The sequence below is a fragment of the Burkholderia puraquae genome (assembly GCF_002099195.1).
Taxonomy (GTDB): Bacteria; Pseudomonadota; Gammaproteobacteria; order Burkholderiales; family Burkholderiaceae; genus Burkholderia; species Burkholderia puraquae.
Map to the genome: position 1 here is coordinate 1 of NZ_NBYX01000043.1, position 17,390 is coordinate 17,390.

General features: G+C 66.9%; 18 protein-coding genes. 10 read left to right on the forward strand and 8 right to left on the reverse strand.

What is annotated here, in order from left to right; translation table 11 throughout:
• The 3 genes from B7G54_RS37030 to B7G54_RS37040 all read right to left on the reverse strand — a co-directional run.
• A partial coding sequence (locus B7G54_RS37030) for a transposase (protein WP_133059229.1) occupies positions 1–151 on the reverse strand: 151 nt, incomplete at its 3' end.
• A 442-nt stretch (positions 152–593) separates the two neighbouring features.
• Positions 594–1,451, reverse strand: coding sequence for a PhzF family phenazine biosynthesis protein (locus tag B7G54_RS37035; protein WP_085043604.1), 858 nt, complete (start codon positions 1,449–1,451; stop codon positions 594–596).
• Between the two features lie 87 nt (positions 1,452–1,538).
• A complete protein-coding gene (locus B7G54_RS37040; RefSeq protein WP_085043605.1) occupies positions 1,539–2,357 on the reverse strand; it encodes a TrmB family transcriptional regulator in 819 nt (272 codons plus the stop codon).
• 133 nt (positions 2,358–2,490) lie between these two features.
• On the opposite strand from B7G54_RS37040, the gene B7G54_RS37045 reads away from it, so the two are divergent.
• The 3 genes from B7G54_RS37045 (at position 2,491) to B7G54_RS37055 (ending at position 5,009) form a co-directional block, all read left to right on the forward strand.
• Positions 2,491–2,856 carry a RidA family protein gene (locus B7G54_RS37045; protein ID WP_085043630.1) on the forward strand — a complete coding sequence of 122 codons (366 nt, stop codon included), beginning with the start codon at positions 2,491–2,493 and terminating at the stop codon, positions 2,854–2,856.
• Entirely contained in the window at positions 2,853–4,058 is a 1,206-nt protein-coding gene (locus tag B7G54_RS37050) for an MFS transporter (RefSeq protein WP_085043606.1), read from the forward strand. Before B7G54_RS37045 ends, B7G54_RS37050 begins: the two co-directional genes overlap by 4 nt.
• A 195-nt stretch (positions 4,059–4,253) precedes the next feature.
• Positions 4,254–5,009: an NUDIX hydrolase gene (locus B7G54_RS37055; protein ID WP_244289491.1), complete on the forward strand. Its 756-nt coding sequence runs from the start codon at positions 4,254–4,256 to the stop codon at positions 5,007–5,009.
• Between the two features lie 32 nt (positions 5,010–5,041).
• On the opposite strand, the gene B7G54_RS37060 is transcribed toward B7G54_RS37055, so the two are convergent.
• Positions 5,042–6,013 (reverse strand): AraC family transcriptional regulator, encoded by a 972-nt coding sequence (locus B7G54_RS37060; RefSeq protein ID WP_085043608.1) that lies wholly within the window; start codon positions 6,011–6,013, stop codon positions 5,042–5,044.
• Between the two features lie 94 nt (positions 6,014–6,107).
• Here B7G54_RS37060 and B7G54_RS37065 point away from each other — a divergent pair, with 94 nt between their 5' ends.
• The gene (locus B7G54_RS37065) at positions 6,108–6,941 is read left to right on the forward strand and encodes an oxidoreductase (RefSeq protein WP_085043609.1); all 834 of its coding nucleotides are present in this window, start codon (positions 6,108–6,110) and stop codon (positions 6,939–6,941) included.
• A gap of 103 nt (positions 6,942–7,044) precedes the next feature.
• Here B7G54_RS37065 and B7G54_RS37070 read toward each other — a convergent pair whose 3' ends face one another.
• Positions 7,045–7,602 carry a GNAT family N-acetyltransferase gene (locus B7G54_RS37070; RefSeq protein WP_085043610.1) on the reverse strand — a complete coding sequence of 186 codons (558 nt, stop codon included), beginning with the start codon at positions 7,600–7,602 and terminating at the stop codon, positions 7,045–7,047.
• 141 nt (positions 7,603–7,743) lie between these two features.
• On the opposite strand from B7G54_RS37070, the gene B7G54_RS37075 reads away from it, so the two are divergent.
• Positions 7,744–8,580 carry an alpha/beta fold hydrolase gene (locus B7G54_RS37075; RefSeq protein WP_085043611.1) on the forward strand — a complete coding sequence of 279 codons (837 nt, stop codon included), beginning with the start codon at positions 7,744–7,746 and terminating at the stop codon, positions 8,578–8,580.
• A 130-nt stretch (positions 8,581–8,710) separates the two neighbouring features.
• Here the strand turns inward: B7G54_RS37075 and B7G54_RS37080 are convergent, their stop codons facing one another.
• Entirely contained in the window at positions 8,711–9,631 is a 921-nt protein-coding gene (locus B7G54_RS37080; RefSeq protein WP_085043612.1) for a LysR substrate-binding domain-containing protein, read from the reverse strand.
• A gap of 166 nt (positions 9,632–9,797) precedes the next feature.
• Here B7G54_RS37080 and B7G54_RS37085 point away from each other — a divergent pair, with 166 nt between their 5' ends.
• Both B7G54_RS37085 and B7G54_RS37090 read left to right on the forward strand, forming a co-directional pair.
• Positions 9,798–10,448: a LysE family translocator gene (locus B7G54_RS37085; protein ID WP_085043613.1), complete on the forward strand. Its 651-nt coding sequence runs from the start codon at positions 9,798–9,800 to the stop codon at positions 10,446–10,448.
• A 58-nt stretch (positions 10,449–10,506) separates the two neighbouring features.
• Complete coding sequence (locus B7G54_RS37090; RefSeq protein WP_085043614.1) at positions 10,507–10,881, forward strand: gamma-glutamylcyclotransferase family protein; 375 nt, start codon at positions 10,507–10,509, stop codon at positions 10,879–10,881.
• A gap of 43 nt (positions 10,882–10,924) precedes the next feature.
• On the opposite strand, the gene B7G54_RS37095 is transcribed toward B7G54_RS37090, so the two are convergent.
• Together B7G54_RS37095 and B7G54_RS37100 are read right to left on the reverse strand one after the other, a co-directional pair.
• Positions 10,925–11,641 carry a DUF3142 domain-containing protein gene (locus B7G54_RS37095; RefSeq protein ID WP_085043615.1) on the reverse strand — a complete coding sequence of 239 codons (717 nt, stop codon included), beginning with the start codon at positions 11,639–11,641 and terminating at the stop codon, positions 10,925–10,927.
• Between the two features lie 7 nt (positions 11,642–11,648).
• Positions 11,649–13,820 (reverse strand): PA5441 family protein, encoded by a 2,172-nt coding sequence (locus B7G54_RS37100; protein ID WP_085043616.1) that lies wholly within the window; start codon positions 13,818–13,820, stop codon positions 11,649–11,651.
• A 458-nt stretch (positions 13,821–14,278) separates the two neighbouring features.
• Here B7G54_RS37100 and B7G54_RS37105 point away from each other — a divergent pair, with 458 nt between their 5' ends.
• The 3 genes from B7G54_RS37105 to B7G54_RS37115 all read left to right on the forward strand — a co-directional run bounded on the left by B7G54_RS37105 (position 14,279) and on the right by B7G54_RS37115 (position 17,350).
• Entirely contained in the window at positions 14,279–15,784 is a 1,506-nt protein-coding gene (locus B7G54_RS37105) for a hypothetical protein (protein ID WP_085043617.1), read from the forward strand.
• A gap of 32 nt (positions 15,785–15,816) precedes the next feature.
• Positions 15,817–16,149 carry a hypothetical protein gene (locus B7G54_RS37110; protein ID WP_085043618.1) on the forward strand — a complete coding sequence of 111 codons (333 nt, stop codon included), beginning with the start codon at positions 15,817–15,819 and terminating at the stop codon, positions 16,147–16,149.
• A 148-nt stretch (positions 16,150–16,297) separates the two neighbouring features.
• Positions 16,298–17,350: a helix-turn-helix domain-containing protein gene (locus B7G54_RS37115; RefSeq protein WP_085043619.1), complete on the forward strand. Its 1,053-nt coding sequence runs from the start codon at positions 16,298–16,300 to the stop codon at positions 17,348–17,350.
• The last annotated feature ends 40 nt before the right edge of the window (positions 17,351–17,390 follow it).

Here is a 17,390-nt window from a genome sequence, read left to right on the forward strand (position 1 = left end):
CCACATCCATGCCGCCGAACTTGTTGCGCCAACGATAGAACGTTTGTTCCGAGATGTTGTGGCGCTTGCATAGATCCTTCACCGGTTCATCCCGGCTCTCGGCCTCGCGCAAGATGCGGATGATCTGCTCGTCGGTAAATCGCTTCTTCATCGAGTTCTCCTTGTCTCTAGGATAAAAGAGAACTCACTTGCCGCATGGCTACAAGAATCGTCTCAGGTCATCGTGCTGCAATTCAGATTGTCGGCGAGCAGTTTGCGCTAGGAAATTCCCTGGACATCGGGGCGCGACTATCTAGGAGTGTGACTCGAGTGGATGCGTGTCTCGTTGACGTAAGCAGGCTTCCAATTCGAGTAGAGTCGGTGATGTCGCGCCGACGGCGATGGAGTTGCTCATCGCGGCCTTCTTCGTCTGTGAGTTGGGGAGTCACAAGTCCGCAATCAGGAGGTATCCGGAATTTAGTGTGTGAGGCGGGTTGAGATTCAGACTCCAATGTTGAATCGTTCCGAGCCCATCCGAACCTTTGTGTGTGAGGCATAAACTGATGGCCAAGGAGCTACTTTACGCCTCACACACAAAGGTTCGGATAGGCTCGCTATACGTTGACGACGCCGCGCCCGAGTTCGATCACGCGCCCGCCAACGCCGATTTCACCGGTTGCCTTGACCGACAACCGCAGCAGGCAAGGCCGGCCGACGGCTTCACCCTGTTCGACTTGAAACGCGGCTGGCAGGTTGCGCTTCATCGCAAGCAGCCACCCGCCCAGATTCGCGCAGGCCGACCCCGTGCCCGGGTCTTCCGAAACGCTGCCTTGCTTCACGAAGAAGTAGCGCGACACCACCGTCCCCGGGCGCTCGGCATCGAACGCGAATACGTAGGCGGTCTTGCGGCCGAGGCTGCTGGTCGGCCAGATATCGAGGCATGCACTGTCGGGCTGCGCCCGGCGCACGGCGGCGGGGTCCTTGAGTGCGACCAGCAACTGGTCGGCACCGGTGTCGATCCACATCGGCGGTGCGAACAGATCGTCTTCCGTGAGCCCCAGCAGTGCCGCCGTTCGGGCGTCGGGCAACTCGCATGGTGCCGTCTTCGGCATGCCTGCGTGCGGCGCAGTGAACGTCCACACGTCGCCGTGCGCGTTGACGTCGACCACGCCGGCCTTGAATTCGAGCGCGAGATCGTCGCCCGCACCCAGCAGGTCGCGCACGACATGCGCAGTGCCGAGCGTCGGATGGCCTGCAAAGGCCATCTCATAGCCCGGCGTGAAGATGCGAACCCGCGCATGCGCGCGCTCCGACGGCAGCACGAAGGTCGTTTCGGACAGGTTGAACTGCACGGCGAGCGCCCGCATGGTCGCGTCGTCCATGCCGCGCGCATCTTCGAATACGCAAAGCGGGTTGCCGCCGAACGTGGATTCGGCGAATACGTTCAGCAGGCGGAAGGCATAGGAGGTCATTCGACACTCGCGTGATTGGGGTGGTTACCGTACCTGGTTGGGGTGCGCGCTGCTCGATGCACCAGCCGCCGCGCGGAGTCGCATGGATCAGCTCGGCTTGTCGAGCGGCGCAAGCATCGCCTGCATGTCGGGATGCTTCAGGATTTTCCGGTACTCCGCCGGACTCATTGCATCGATCAACACGCGCCCGCTCACGTCCGCCTTGATGTACTCGACCGCGAGCAGCGCGATGACCGGATTGGTCGTCAAGGTGGCGTGACCGGGTGAATGATCGCCGAATTCCGCCACCACTGCCTCGGTGTTGTCCGCCACCGCGACCGCGAGCCGGCGACCGGACAACCTGAGCCTCGCGCTGGCGCCGCATTTGGCCATGTCGTAGTGGCGCGGCCCGTTGAGCGTGCGATTGCCGTAAATCGCCACGTGCGTGTCGACGCCCCGCGCCGCGGCCGCTTCGAGCAGCGGCCCGAGGTCGTCGATCTCTTCGTCCCAGACGCCCGCGAAGAGCTGCGTTTTCGCGTTGACGACGACGCGCGCGAATGCGCTGGCGATCGCTTCCCGTCCGCTCAACGACCAGACGAGCCCCGGCTCCTGCTGAACCGGCAGCCGGTCGAGCGCGCCGGCGGCCAGCTCAAGATCCGCATTGAAGCGCGTGCGCAAGTCCTCGAGCAACGACCGGTGGGGCACGGCCGCATAGCGAACGGGTTCCGACCGGTTGACGAGCACCGCACCGCGCGTTTCCAGGCGACTCAGGGTTTCGTAGATCTTCGATGGCGGCATGCCGGCGCGCCGGCCGACTTCCGCACCCGTCAGCGCGGCCTGCCCGACGAGGGCCGCGTAGGCCTGCGCCTCGTATTGGGTGAATCCAAGCCGGATCAACGACGTGATCAGCCCCGTGTTTTCGCTCATGTGTATCGGCTCCTGCGCCCACGACGACTTGCATGGGGCTCCTTGATTAACTACTCGAGTAGTATACAATCGCTCAAACTTACTACCCAAGTAGTAGGTGATGTTTCTCAACCTGACTGGAGGAATCTTCAAGATGCGTAAACGGATCAGCACCGGCTCCCCGTGGGAGCCCAAGGTCGGCTACTCGCGCGCCGTGGTCGTCGACGACACCATCTACATTTCGGGGACGGCCGGCAAAGGCGCGGACGTGTATGCGCAGACGCGCGATGCGCTGGCGACGATCGACCGTGTGCTGGCGGACAGCGGGTTCTCGTTGTCGGACGTTGTCCAGAGCCGTCTGGTGGTCGCGGACTTCGACAACTGGGAAGCCGCGGCGCGCGCGCATGGGGAGATCTACGGCGAGATCCGGCCGGCGTTTTCGCTGGTGCACGCGCTTCCGTTCGTCGATCCGGAGATCCTGGTCGAAGTCGAGGCGATCGCGGTCAGGGCCGCGGCATGACCGTCGCCGGCAACCGCGTGCCGCTGTCCCGCACCGCGACGGTGGTGCTTGCACTGGCGGCCGGCGTGGCGATCGCCAACGGCTATGCGCTGCAGCCGTCGCTGTCAGCCATCGCGAGCGAGTTCGGCGTGGCTGCGTCGCGCATGGCGGCCCTCGCGTCCGTGACGATGCTCGGTTATCTGGTCGGCCTTGCATGGCTGGTGCCGCTGGTTGACCGCTTCAGTCCGCGCGCGCTCATCTCGGCGCAGATGGGCGCGCTCGCGTTGTTGCTGGCGTGCGCGTCGTGGTCGCCCGGGCCGCTCGCGCTCGACGCCGGCTTCTTACTGGTAGGCGCGGCAACGACGGTGGCGGCGCAATGCAGCGCCGTCGCCGGAAAACATGCGGAGCCGCAACGGCGCGGCATGGCGATGGGGGCCGTGTCGGCGGGCATTTCCGCCGGGATCCTGCTGAGCCGATTCGTGGGCGGTGTGCTGTCGCAATGGTGCGGATGGCGCGGCGCATTGCTCGCGCTGGCCGGATGCGTTGCGCTGGCCGCCATCGGCGCCGCGGTGCTGTTGCCCGGCGGCCGGCCGGAAAGGCTGCCCGGCCATGCGAACGCGATCGGTGCCATTCCGCGGTTGCTGCGCGACAGCGCTCAGTTGAGGCGCCGTACCTGCGCCGGCATGCTCTGGTTCTTCGCGTTCAACCTGGTCTGGGTGGGGCTCGCGCTGCGTCTGGCCGAGCCGCCGTATGGCCTGGGCGCCGCGGCGATCGGTGCGTACAGTCTCGCGGGCGTGCTGGGGCTTGGCGTGACGCGCGTGGCCGGAAAACTCGCCGATCGATTCGGCGATCGTGCGGTCATCCGGGGCGGGCTCTTCGTGTCGGCCGTGTCGGCGTTGCTGCTTGGCGTGGCGCTCGGTCGTCCCGGATGGCTGGGCGTGGGGCTGGCCCTGTTCGATGCCGGTTGCTTTGCCGCACAGGTCGCGAACCAGGCGCGTGTCGTCGCGATTCAGCCGGGCCGGGCCGGGGCATTGAGCGCCGCGTACCTGACGCTTTACTACGCGGCCGGCGCCTGCGGTGCCGTGGCGGCGGGTGTGCTCAACGCGCGGGTCGGGTGGGGCGCGATGATGATCGTGACGGCTGCGGCAATCGTGGCGGCCGGATTGGTCGGTACCGCATCGGCGAGCGTCGATGCGCGGAGCGAGCCGACCTCCGCCGCTTGAGCACGGGCGCGACGTGCGTGCCTGGTCGATCGAAAATTCATTTTTCGTGCATGATCGGGGTTCTCCGTCGATCGACGGCGAGTGGGTTCCGGTATTCAACTATCCGCAACGCGTGCGGAAAGTTTTACGCTGGAGCAGGCATTCACGCGCTAGCGGGTGCCATTTCCGATCGCATGCGATCACGGGCTCATCGGATTGACCACAACGACGCCGTGCCCATGCAACACGTGTCGGGTTCAGTGTCGCTCGGCGCGCGCGGGTTGCCGCACGCAGGAGGAGGACATGGAACCCGACAGAAGCGTCCTGAATACCGGCGTCGGGTTGGCAAGCGCGCACGCGGAAACCGGTTCGCCGCAGGCCATCCTGGACGCGATCGTCCGTGGCGTGGAAAGCCACGGCATTCCTGCCAGCACCGATTGGCCGACGGCGAAGCAAACCCTCGCGGACAACGACGGGCGGTGGAAATTCTCGGCGGTGCTGGTCGCGATCGTCGCGCGGCGCGAGCCGACGATCCTGCTGACCCAGCGCGCGTCGGATCTCAGCGAATACTCGTCGCATGTGAGTTTTCCGGGGGGACGCCCGGCGGAGTCCGACCGCGATATCGGCGCGACCGCGTTGCGCGAGGCGTTCGAGGAAATCCGCCTCGAGCCGGGCGCGGTCCGCGTGGTCGGCAGCTTGCCGATTCATCAAACCAGAAAGCGCAATCACGCGATCTTTCCCGTGATTGGCATCGTGCCGGAAACGGCCAAATGGGAGGCGGCGCCTGCGGAAGTCGCGGAGATCTTCGAGTTTCCGTTCGCCGCGCTGCTGAACCCGGATCTGCCGCGTCAATACACGGACGGCGAACGCGCGGGCGCATGGTACTGGGCGGAGCAGACGCAGGACATCTGGGGCGTGACGGCCTTCATCCTGAAGTCGCTCGCCGGCCTGGTACTCGGTGCCACGCGCTGAAAGCATGCGGCACGGCGGGGTGCCGCCGCGCCTCAATGCGACGACACGAACACCGCGTCCTCGAATGCCGCCGGAATGGCGAAGCTTTCGCGCATGCGCTGTGTTTCCTTCGCCGGCGTCAGGCCGAACAGGCGCTTGAATTCGCGGCTGAACTGAGACGGGCTCGAATAGCCGACCGCGTAGCCGGCCGCCTCCGCCGTCAGGTCCTCGCGCACCATCAGCAGGCGCGCCTGATGCAGCCGTGTCGACTTCAGGTACTGCATCGGCGATACCTGCGTGATCGCCTTGAAGTGGCTGTGAAAGCTCGGCACGCTCATGCCGGCTTCGTCGGCCAGTTGCGGCACGTCGAGCGGCTGCGCGTAATCGGCATGGATCACGCGCAGCGACCGGCCGATCCGGCCGAACTGCCCGCGCATCGCCAGCGCGCTGCGCATCGCGCTGCCTTGCGCGCCGGTGAGCACCCGGAAGTACAGCTCGCGCAGCAGCGCCGGGCCGAGCACTGCTGCGTCGAGCGGCCGGTGCATCGCCTCGACGAAACGCAGCACCGACGCGTGCATCGTTTCATCCATCGGCGTCGACATCATGCTCCTGGGCGCCTGCACGGGCTCCGCGATGCCTTCGCGGTCGATCTGCGCCGCGAGTTCGGCGGCCATCGTGAAATCGAGGTGCAGATACAGCGCCAGCAGCGGGCGCTCGGGCGTGGCGTCGGTTTCCATGCTGAACGGCACGGGCACGGACACCGCCAGGTAGTGGTGCTCGTCGTACAGATAGCGCTCGCCGCCGAAGTAGCCGCGCTTGCAGCCCTGGCACACGATCACGATGCCCGGGTCGTACAGCACCGGCGTGCGCGACAGCGCGCGGTTCGAGCGCAGGATACGTACGCTCGGCAGCGCTGTCAGGTTGTAGCCTTCGTCGGGTGCCAGCGCGCGCAGCAGCGCAACCAGGCGCTTCCGGTCGCGCGACGGCAGCGACGGGGCGCGGGCGGAAGAGGGCTCGGTGCTCATAGCTTTGTGCAAGAAAATCAGCGGAATCGGGCTTATTCGACGTCGATCGTCAGACTAGTATGCACGCTTCAATCGACTATCGGGAGAAGCTGAAATGGCATCCGGCAACCTCATCCTCATCACCGGCGTCAGCAGCGGTTTCGGCCGCGCACTCGCGCAGGAGGCGCTCGCGGCCGGTCATACGGTGGTCGGCACCGTGAGAAGCGCGCAGGCGGCGCGGGATTTCGAAGCGCTGTCCGCGCAGAGTGCGGTCGCGCGGGTGCTCGACGTGACCGACTTCGATCGCATCGACGGCGTCGTGGCTGAAATCGAGGCGAACGTCGGGCCCGTCGACGTGCTGGTGAACAACGCCGGCTACGGGCACGAAGGGATCATGGAAGAAGCGCCGCTCGCGGAGATGCGCCGGCAGTTCGACGTGAACGTATTCGGCGCGGTCGCGATGATGAAGGCGGTCGTGCCGTTCATGCGTGAACGGCGGCGCGGCCGCATCCTGAACATCACGTCGATGGGCGGCCACATCACGATGCCGGGAATCGCCTACTACTGCGGCAGCAAGTTCGCGCTGGAAGGCATTTCCGAGACCGTCGGCAAGGAGCTCGAGCCGTTCGGCATCGCCGTGACGGCGGTGGCGCCGGGTTCGTTCCGCACCGACTGGGCCGGCCGCTCGATGTTGCGCACACCGCGCTCGATCGCGGATTACGACGCGATCTTCGACCCGATTCGCCGGGCGCGCGAAGAGAAGAGCGGCAAGCAGCTGGGCGATCCCGCGAAGGCCGCACGGGCGATGCTCGCGGCGATCGCGGCGGAACATCCGCCCGCGCATCTGCTGCTCGGCAGCGATGCGCTGCGGCTGGTGCGCAGCAAACTGGCTGCGCTGGACGCGGAAATCCGGGCGTGGGAGGCCGTGACGGTGTCGACGGACGGTTGACGCGCGACGGACACGGCCACCGGCGCCGGCACCGGCACGAGGGCGAGGGCGAGGGCGAGGGCGAGGCATCGGGCCGACACCGCGCGGGCGTCGGCGCGGATGCTCAGCCGCCGACGCGCTTCGCGTTGCCGCGAGCCGCGATGGCCGCGTCTCGCGATATCACGTAAGTGACCGACGGGTACTTGGGCGTTTCGCTACGCTGCACGACCGTGCCGCCCAGTGATTCCGCGATGCGGCGGCTGGGTTCGTTGGCTTCGGCAACCGGATAGGTGAAGCGTCGAATGCCGATCGTCGTGCATGCCCATTCGACGACGAGACCGACGGCTTCACGGCCGATGCCTTCGCGGTGGCGATCCTCGCGAATCCAGACACCGAGCTCCGCACCGGCATCCTTGACGTGATGAAGGCCGACCAGGCCCAGGAACATTCCGCCTTCGCGTTGGCGGACCGCGAAGACGAAGTCGCTCCCGTTCGCGATCGAAGGCAGCCACGCGCGCCAGGTGCGCTCGAAGCTGGCCCGGTCGGGCGGCGGCTCCCAGGCCATGAAACGCGTCAGGGTCGGCGTGATGCACGGAAACGTCGCATCGGCATCGCCGGCGGAAAACGGCTTGATCGACAGTCGGTCCGATTCGATATGAATCGGGTCAGCGCGCAGCGCCATCGTTCGCACCTCGACGGTTCATCCATGTTGATCAAATTGTCGACGGTCGCCCGCATCGCGGCATCATCGCTTAACAATACTGTCCGATAATGGCGCCTGGCCCATGCGCCACGTTCATCCACCTTACAGGAGTCCACCGCGATGCCATACGTCACAACGAAGGATCACGTCGAGATTTTCTACAAGGACTGGGGCCCGAAGGACGCGCAGCCCATCGTCTTCCATCATGGCTGGCCGTTGTCGTCGGACGACTGGGATGCGCAGATGCTCTTCTTCGTCCAGAAGGGCTATCGCGTGGTGGCGCACGACCGGCGCGGCCACGGCCGGTCGGCCCAGGTGTCGGACGGCCATGACATGGATCACTACGCGGCAGACGCATTCGCGGTCGTCGAGGCGCTCGACCTGCGCAATGCGGTGCATATCGGCCACTCGACCGGCGGCGGCGAAGTGGCCCGCTACGTCGCAAAGCACGGCGAGCCGGCCGGCCGCGTCGCGAAGGCGGTGCTGGTCAGCGCGGTGCCGCCGCTGATGCTGAAGACCGAATCGAACCCCGAAGGCCTGCCGCTCGAGGTGTTCGACGGCTTCCGGAAAGCGCTTGCCGACAATCGCGCGCAGTTCTTTCTCGATGTGCCGAGCGGCCCGTTCTACGGGTTCAACCGCGAAGGTGCAACCGTGCATCAGGGCGTGATCCGGAACTGGTGGCGGCAGGGGATGGAAGGCAGCGCCAAAGCGCATTACGAAGGCATCAAGGCGTTTTCGGAAACGGACCAGACCGACGACCTGAAGTCGATCTCCGTCCCGACGCTCGTGCTGCATGGCGAAGACGACCAGATCGTGCCGATCGCGGATGCCGCGCTGAAGTCGATCAAGCTGCTGAAGAACGGCACGCTGAAAACGTACCCGGGCTACTCGCACGGGATGCTGACGGTCAACGCGGACGTCCTCAACGCCGACCTGCTGGCTTTCGTGCAGGCGTAATGGTGTCGGAGGGGGCGGCGCTGGCCCGCTTCGGCGGGCTGCGCCGTCGTTGCGGGCCGGCGGCGCCCGCTAGCGCCCGGTAGCGTCCGTCGCGCCGTCGGCATGGCGGCCGGTTCGCCGGCCGCATGCATCAGCCCGGGCCGTTGAAGCGGATGCCCGGAAACGTCAAACGCGGCATCCGGTTTTCCAGGAACGCGAGCAGTTCGCGCACCTGCGCGGCCTTGGCGGAGTCTTCCGGCCAGACGAGGTAGTACGCGTCGCCGGTATTGACGGCCGTCTTGAACGGCAGCACGAGCTGCTTCTCGTCGATTGCCGTGGCACACAGCGCGAGATCGCCAATCGAGAGGCCGTGGCCGGCGATGGCCGCCGCGATCCCCTGTTCGAGCATGTCGAACACCTGCCCGCGCGTGATGTCCACCTCCAGGTCGTGGCCGCTGCCCTTGAGCCAGCGGCGCCAGTCGCGCCGATCGGGCGACGGGTGGATCAGCTCGCACGCCGCCGGATTCGTGCGTGCGACCGTCGCGGTCGCACGCGAGCACACCGGAATCAGCCATTCGTCGAACAGCTTCACGCACTGCGTGGCCTCGCCGAACCTGCCTGCGCCGAGCAGGATCGCGCAATCGTAGGATTCGCTGAAGAAATCGACGGTATCGACATCCATCCATACGCTCGCGATCTGCACCTCGAACGCCGGCCGCGTGGCACGAAACGCGGCCAGCGCGTCGAGCAGCCAGCGCATCGTGAGCGTGGACGGCGCCTTGAGCCGCAGTACGTCACGTTGCGACTGGAACAGCACGCAGGCCTCCTCGATCTGCCGGAAGCCGCGCCGCAAGCCCGACGCGAAGATGTGCGCTTCCGCCGTCACGGTCATTCTGGGGCCGCGCCGCACGAACAGCTTCCGGCCGAAGTAGGCCTCGAGCGTCCGGACGTGCTTGCTTACCGCGCTTTGCGTGAGGCTCAGCTCCTCGGCGGCCAGCGTGAACGAGCCGGTGCGCGCGGCGCTTTCGAACGCGCGCAGCGCGTAGACAGGGGGGAGGGGTTTGGCCTTCATGGGTTTTTAGTATGAGTAAAACTCATGGTATCCGGCAGGATTTTCCGTTTTTCAGCAGCAATCCGGGTACGCAATACTGCATAAACCCGTGCAATCCGATGCGCTGAATCCCGATGATGCCACCGTGGCGGGGCGCGCGCGTCAATCCATCCAACAACTTTTTGTCATGGCACTCCATTACCCGCTGCTGTTCGCGTATCTCGCCGCGATCGTGCTGCTCGTCGCGACACCCGGCCCCGTCGTCATGCTCGTGGTCGGCACCGTCGCGCGGCGCGGCTTCCGCCAGGGCATGCTGACCGCGGTGGGCGCGAACGCCGCGAGCCTCGTGATGATCGCGGGGGCGATGCTGATGGTGTTCGGCGTCGTGCTCGTCAGCGAGCGGCTGCTTACGGGGTTGCACATGGCGGGTTGCGTCTTCATCGCGGTGCTGGCCATCCGGACGCTGCTCGGCGAATGGCGCGCCAGCCGGTCGCACGAGGGCAATGACTCGCGGGAACGCGAACCGGCATCGCAGGCGCGGCGCTTGCCGGGTGTCGTGCGCGGCTTTCTCGTCGGCATCGCGAATCCGAAGGACTTGCTGTTCTTCGTCGCGTTCTTTCCGCAGTTCGTCGGCATCACGCCGGATTCGCGCGTGAGCCTGGCCATCCTGGCCGCGCTGTGGATCGCGGTCGATTTCACGATCCTGACCGGCTACATGGCCGCGATCAACCATCCGCTGATTCATCGCAAGCAGCGCTGGATTGCCGCCTCGTCGGCCGGCGCGCTGCTCGTGATTGCGCTCGCCGGGCTCGGCGGCGCGATCGCGGGTGCCGCGTAAGTGCGCCGGCGATCTGCGTTACGCTTCGTTTGCCCCAGCTCCTTGATCGAGTTCAATCATGTCAACCACCACCCCGGCATTCTCCGAGCACCTCTTCTCGTACGGCACGCTGCAACTCGAACCGGTACAGCTCGCGACCTTCGGCCGCAAGCTCGACGGCCATGAAGATGCGATGCCCGGTTACGCGATGACGATGCTGAAGATCGACGACCCGGAAGTGGTCGCGACGAGCGGGAAGACCCATCATCCGGTAGCGGCCCATACCGGCCAGGCGGGTGACCGCGTGACCGGCACCGTATTCGCGATCACGCCGGAAGAACTGCAGCAGGCGGACGACTACGAAGTCGACGCGTATCGCCGCGATCGCGTGGTGCTCGAGTCGGGTGTCGCCGCGTGGGTGTACGTGGACGCGAGTTCGCCGCGCTCCGATTGAATCCGGTTCGCGGGCAGGATCGACGCCGCCGCGATATTGCCTGCTAGTCGTTGCGCAGGAACACGACGTAGCCGCGGAACCACGGGTTCGCCGCGAGGTACGGCGGCGCGTCCCATTCGCCGCCCTGGATGATGCCGATGCGAAACGGCAACTGCAGCCGCGCGACGCGCGGCAGGTAGTTCGCGTAGTCGGGGATCGTGCTGCGGCCCTGGTAGGTCTGCACGACCACTTCGTCGACGATCCCCCTGAGCTGGTTGACCTGGCCGGTATCGATGCGGCTGCTCCAGTCGAGCAGCCCCGTGATGCTCAGCCGGCAATCGTCGGGCAGCGTCTCGCGCAGCGACCGCAGGAATTCGAGGTAGTCCTGCAGGTGGCGCGTGCGCGCATCGAAGTCGATCTGGATGCCGGCGATCGTGCGGCCCGACGCGCGCCAGCGCGTGAGCTGCGCGAGCATGATCTGCGTGACGCGCGGCGTCCAGCGCAGCGTATGCGCACGATAGACGAGCCACACGCGCGCATGCGGCGCGGGCGGCAGCGCGACGCCCTGCGCGATCACGCGGACCTGCGACTCGTCCCGCGGCGATGCCTCGATCTGCCCTTGCAGCACGTAGACGGCGCGCGCGTCGCGCACGACCGCCTGCGGCTTCACGCCCGCCCATAGCCAGAACGCGTCGTACTGCGCGGCATCGACGGTGCCGGCCAGTGCGGCGCGCCCGGCCAGCAGCAGCGCGATGCATGCCATGCACGTGATACGCTTCACGCGGCGCTTACCAGTAGTAGCGGAGCTTCTGCGCCCACGGGCTGCCCGGGTAGCTGGCCTTCAGCGTGTCGAACCAGCGCTTGCGCGTGTTCTTCGGCACCTCCTTGCCGCCGCATTCGTTGGAGCCGGCCGGCGCATAGCACTTGATCGCACGGTAGTACGCGTATGCCCGGTCGTTCGGGTTCGCCTGCGCATCGGCCATCACCGTCACGTAGCTCGACATCCGCTCGTACGGCTTGCCCGCGAACTGCGACGGCGTGCCGCCGAGCGTCGGCGGGAGGCGCGTGGCGGAGGCCGCCGATGCGTTGCGCATCCACGGCGGCACCGGATCGCCTTCGAGGCCGGAGCCGGGCGGGTGCAAGCGCACGAAATCGGCGAGGCAGTTCAGTCCCTTCGCATCGGCGGGATTCTGCTGGAGCGCCGCGGCGACGTCGCGCGCGGCCGGGCACGTATAGCCGTCTTCGTTTTTGGCGCCGGCTGCGATGAACGGCTTCAGCGGATCGGCGGGCGTGCCGGACACCAGCGCGGCATCGGCGATGAACTCGGCGTAGTGCGAACGCGTGAGCTCCTTGTACAGCAGCGTGTACAGCGCGGTGTCGCGCAGCGCGCCGCCGGTCGCCTGGTTTTGCGCCTGCGCGCGCAGCAGGTCTGCATTGGCCGAGCGTTGCAGCAGCACCGCGCGGATCGCGGCGTTCTGCACGGGCGAATCGTCGGCGAACGCGTCGTTGACGAGCCCGGCCTGCTCCAGGTTGATCGCGAGCGCGAGTTCCAGCGCCTCGCGCTGGAAGCGGAATTTTGCGAGCGGGATCAGGTCGCGCCACAGCTGGCGCGCCTTGTCGGTCTGGCCGCTATCCTCCAGCGCGAACCCGCGCAGCGCCTGCTGGCTCAGGCCGAAGTAGTCGAGCGGCTCGGCGGGTGTTTGCGGCAGCAACGCGAGCGCGGCGTCCGGCTTATGCCCGACCTGAACGTACCAGGTCGCGAGCAGGTAGTCGTAGAGCGCAGGCGCGTTCGCGAAGCGCGGCTTCTGCGCCTGCAGGTCGTCCAGCGTCAGCGGCTTGGCGCGGCTCGAGTCGCTGTTTTCCGACGTGCGCATGCGCAGCAGGTCGACAGTCGCAAGCACGGTCGGCGACTGGATCTGGCGCGCATCGAATTCCGGCCCGAACAGCAGCTTGCTGTCGAGTTCGTTCGCCAGCTGGATCAGCGGCACGTTCGACGTCGCCGGCGACCAGCGCGCGAGCGCGTGGCCGTACAGGTCGGCCTGCTGCGTGACGTTCCCGCCGAGCCACGCGACACGCCGCAGCAGCCCCGTCGCGGAGGTCGCATAGCGCCCCTGCGGATACACCTTCAGGTAAGTGCGAAACACCGTATTCGCGGCGTCGAGCGACACCGTCGTCACGCGGCCGCGCGACGGCGTGGGGCTGTCGTTGTCGAACACATTGGCCTGCGCGGCGTTCAGCTGCGCGCGCCCGGCCATATAGAGGCCGGTTTCCTTCAGCCACGGGTTCGCGCTATGCGAAGCGCTCGCGAAAGCCCTGGTCGCGGTGAGGAAGTCGGCGCGGTAGAACGCGTTCGTGCCGTCGAGGTACGCGGCGAACTGCTGGCCGAGCGGCGACTTGACCGGCGGTTTCGTCCAGGCGGTGCTGGCGCCGCCCGCGGCGCAGGTCTTCTGTGCGATGTCGGCGCGCGCCGCGCGCAGGCGCGCGGCTTCGTCGGCGGGGAGGCCGCCGGCACTGCCCAGCGCGTCGTTGAACGCGTCGGCGCCCGAGCTCATGCTGCGGCAGATGCTGCCTTCGCCGTCGGCGTACTGGTTCGACGGCGCTTCGGCATCCGCTGCGTTGCCGGTCCTGGCGGGCTCCTTCTGCCCGATATAGATCCATCCGGAGAAGTCCATCGGAAACGGCACGACGATCTGGTTGATCCGGTCTTTCGCCGGGATCGTCTTCGGGTCCGGAAACGCCTGTGCGACCTTGGCGCTGTCGACCATCATCAGCATCGCATTGATGCGCGTGTCGTTGGCGGGGCTCAGGATCGGCAGGTTGCCGCAGAAGTACGCATTCTGCCGGAGCGTGACCGGCGTTTCGCAGCTGTCGTCCGAGCTGGCATGGGCGCCGGGGATCCAGAGCAGGCTGGCCGCCAGCGCGGCGAACAGGTGTCGGTGCAGCAATGGGTTTTTAGGCATTTTTTTCTTGTGCCGGGTGTGGGGCCGCAGCGGCCGGTTCTCTCAGGTGAGGCGTTTCGCCCCGGCGCGTATCGTACCGCACCGGTCGCCCCGGCCGCGAGCGCGCGCAGGCCGCCCGGCGGTCGCGTCGAATGCGGACCGGCGAAATGGAAGTCCACTCAGTGTAGACGCAACGCCACCTTGAATCCGGACTGCCTGAATTAAGATGCAGCCGGCAGTGACGGACATCCGACGATAGACGGCCTGTCGTCGTTCTCGCTGCCCGACGGGGGCGGTCTGCCGAATGCGGTGTTCGCATCGATCCACACGATCGAGTCGATCATGGATGGAGCGCGAACGGATGCCGGTTTCCATGCCTGTTCAATAGTATTGCTTATCAATCGGCCGAACGATGCGATGTGTCGTATCGGCGAACGGCAGACGAGAGTGCGCCGGAACACGAAAACAAGAGGATTCCGATGAAACCCATTACATGGATGGTCATGGCAGCCGCGCTCGCGCTGTCCGCATGCGGCGGTGACGATGTTGCCACGAACGGCGGCGCGTCGTTGTCGTCGCCGAACAATCCCGGTTCGCCTTCCGGCCCGACCTCGCCCGGTGGCGGTTCGAATGGCGGACCGACGGGCGGCGGGACCGCGCAGCCGCAGGCCGGCTGGTCGAAGGCCGCCGCGGTGGACGGCAAGGGGCCGGAAGGCCAGCCCAGCGTGACCATCGATGCGAGCGGCAACGCGCTCGCCACCTGGATGACCAATGGCACGGCCGGCACGACCGGCAACGAGATGTGGGGCGCGCACTATGTGGCGGGCTCGGGCTGGGCAAGCGCGACGCGGCTCGACACGAGCGACGGGTCGCATGCGATGAACACGCTGACCGGGGTGCAGCCGCAACTGGTCGGCAACGCGAGCGGACAGGCGGTCGCGTTCTGGACCGAGTGGACGCCGGGCCCCAACACGTACGCATTGTGGGCGCGCCCGTACAGCCCGGGTAGCGGATGGGGCACGCCCGTCACACTGGCGCCGGACATGGCCGGTTCGTCCTATTCGGCCGGCATGGACAGCCAGGGCAACGCGCTCGTCGCCTGGACGCAGTCGATCAGCCTGCTCGACACGCGCATCGCGTGGACGCGCTATACGCAGGCCGGGCAGTGGTCGTCGACGGCGCTGGTCCAGATGCCGGTGCAGACCGGGCCGGGCGCCGTGACCGGCGACACCGACAACGTGCGGCCGATGCTGTCGGTCCTGTCGTCCGGCCGGGCGGTGCTCGCGTGGCGGCAGACCAACCATACGAAGTCGGCGCTGTGGACGGCCACGTACGACGCGACCAACGGCTGGACCAACGTCAACCAGGCCGTATCGAACTCGAGCCTGTTCACGACGATCATCTCGCCGGTCGCCGGCATGGATGCGAGGGGCAACATCACGCTGGTCTGGGGGCAACTCGACGTGACGGGCGGGAAGCTCTACAACGCCACGATGTCGCAGCGCTATGTATCGGGAACCGGATGGCAGCCCGCGCAGCCCGTTGCCCCGGCGATCGTGGTGCCCACGGGCTTCATCGCGACGCCGATGCTGACCGTCAACGAAAACGGCGTGGCCGCCGCGATGTGGGCGCAAGGCGGTGCGGTCCTGCAGGCGAGCGTGTCGGATGCCAGCGGAAACTGGGGGCCGCTGCAGAAGCTGACGGAACACCTGAACGGGGCGGCGCTCCAGTACCCGCCGCTGGTGATCGACCCGGCCGGCAACGTGACGGTCGCATGGCAGGACACGGGCACGCCGAACGCGTCGGTCCTCCTCGTGGCCGGCTATCGGAACGGCGCATGGAGTACGTCGACGCTGGATCCGCAGGATGGGTCGTGGCCGGCGCTGGCGGTCAACGCAACAGGGGCGATGGCGCTCGTCTGGCAGGGGTTTGCCGCGAACATCGGCAGCCAGATCCAGTCCAGTTTTTACACGCCGGGCTCGTAATCGTGTCGCGTCGGGCATTCGAAGGAGAAGCCATGAAGAAGATTTTGCCGTGCACCGTCACCTTGCGGACCGCACTGGGTGCGGCGGTCGCCGGGCTCATGTTGTCCGCGTGCGGGTCGACGCAGATGAACATGGTCGACGTGCAGACGTCGACCGCGAAGACGCTCGGGCTCGCGTCGTCGGACGAGATCACGATCGCCAATGTGCAGTACGGGAAGAAGGACGGGCTGGGCGGCCAGAAGGTCAGTTACGACGCGACGACCGGCAAGGGGCGGCGTTTCGGCTGTACGGTGTTCATGATTCCGGGGCTCACGCCGATCGATCGGCCGACGTACAACAACTGGGAATGCCATCCGCAACGCTGATGGCCGCGAGATCGACGGCGCCCGTCGCGGGGCGCCGGTCGGTCGCTTGGGTGGACGATATGCCGCGCCGGCCTTGCGCCGGCGCAATTTGGTCCGATAATCGACGAACCGATCTATCCTCTCGTGTCGGCTCGATAAAAAAACTGTCATGGATCAAGCGGCATTCGTCCCTGTTTTCAAGTTTCGCACGATCGACTACCCCGAGCAGGACCGGTTCCACGTCTGGGTCAAGGACATGCTGTGCGACTACCGGCTGGATGACGACGGCGGCCACGGCGCGTTCGACGCGGAAGCGAGCGGCGCGGCGCTCGGCCCGTTGATCCTGTCGGGCCGGCACTGGCGATCGCGCGCGCCGGCCTATCGCGTCAACCGCACCACGCGGCGGATCCGGCTCGACGGCCAGGATTCGATCCGCTTCACGCTGCTGCTCGGCGGGCGGCTGGCCAGCCACACCGGCGGGCCCGAGCTGGTCAAGGGCGCCGGCGACCTGTTCGTCTACGACGTTGCGCAGGTCAACGACTGCAGGGTCGAGGCCGGTGACGTGATCAGCCTCGTCGTGCCCAGGTACCTGCTGCCGAGCCATGCGGCGCAGGCGCACGGCCAGACGCTGACGAGCGGTGTCGGGCGGCTGCTCGGCGACCACATGCTGTCGCTGTTCCGCAATCTGCCGAATCTGCGCACGCACGAGATTCCGAGCGTCGTGCAATCGACGATGCTGCTGCTGGCCGCGGCCGTTTCCCCGACCGCGCAGGCGCTGCACGACGCACGTAGCCCGATCGACGGGGCGCTGGCCGAGCGGGTGCGGCGCTACATCGACGTGCATCTGCTGGAGCCCGACCTCGATCCCGAGCGGATCTGCCGCGACATCGGCGTGTCTAGAGCGCGGCTCTATCAACTGTTCAAGGAAGACGGCGGCGTGATGCGGCAGATCACGCGCCGGCGGCTGCGTCACGCGTACCACGTGCTGGGCGACCCGCAGCGCCGGCATCAGCGCATCGCGGAAATCGCGTGGGCGCACGGCTTTCCCGACGAGAAGTATTTCCATCGGCTGTTCAGGGCGGAGTTCGGCCATACGCCGAAGGAAACGCTCGAGTGCGCGGCCGCGCCGGTGCTGCTGCCGTGCGGGGCGGCCGAGGATCGATGGGCAGATGGCGGCCGGCTGGCGGGATGGACGCTGCCGTTCGGCGTGCTCACCAACTGAGCGGGGGGCGCGTTGCGGCCGCCGTGCGGCGGTTCGTTTC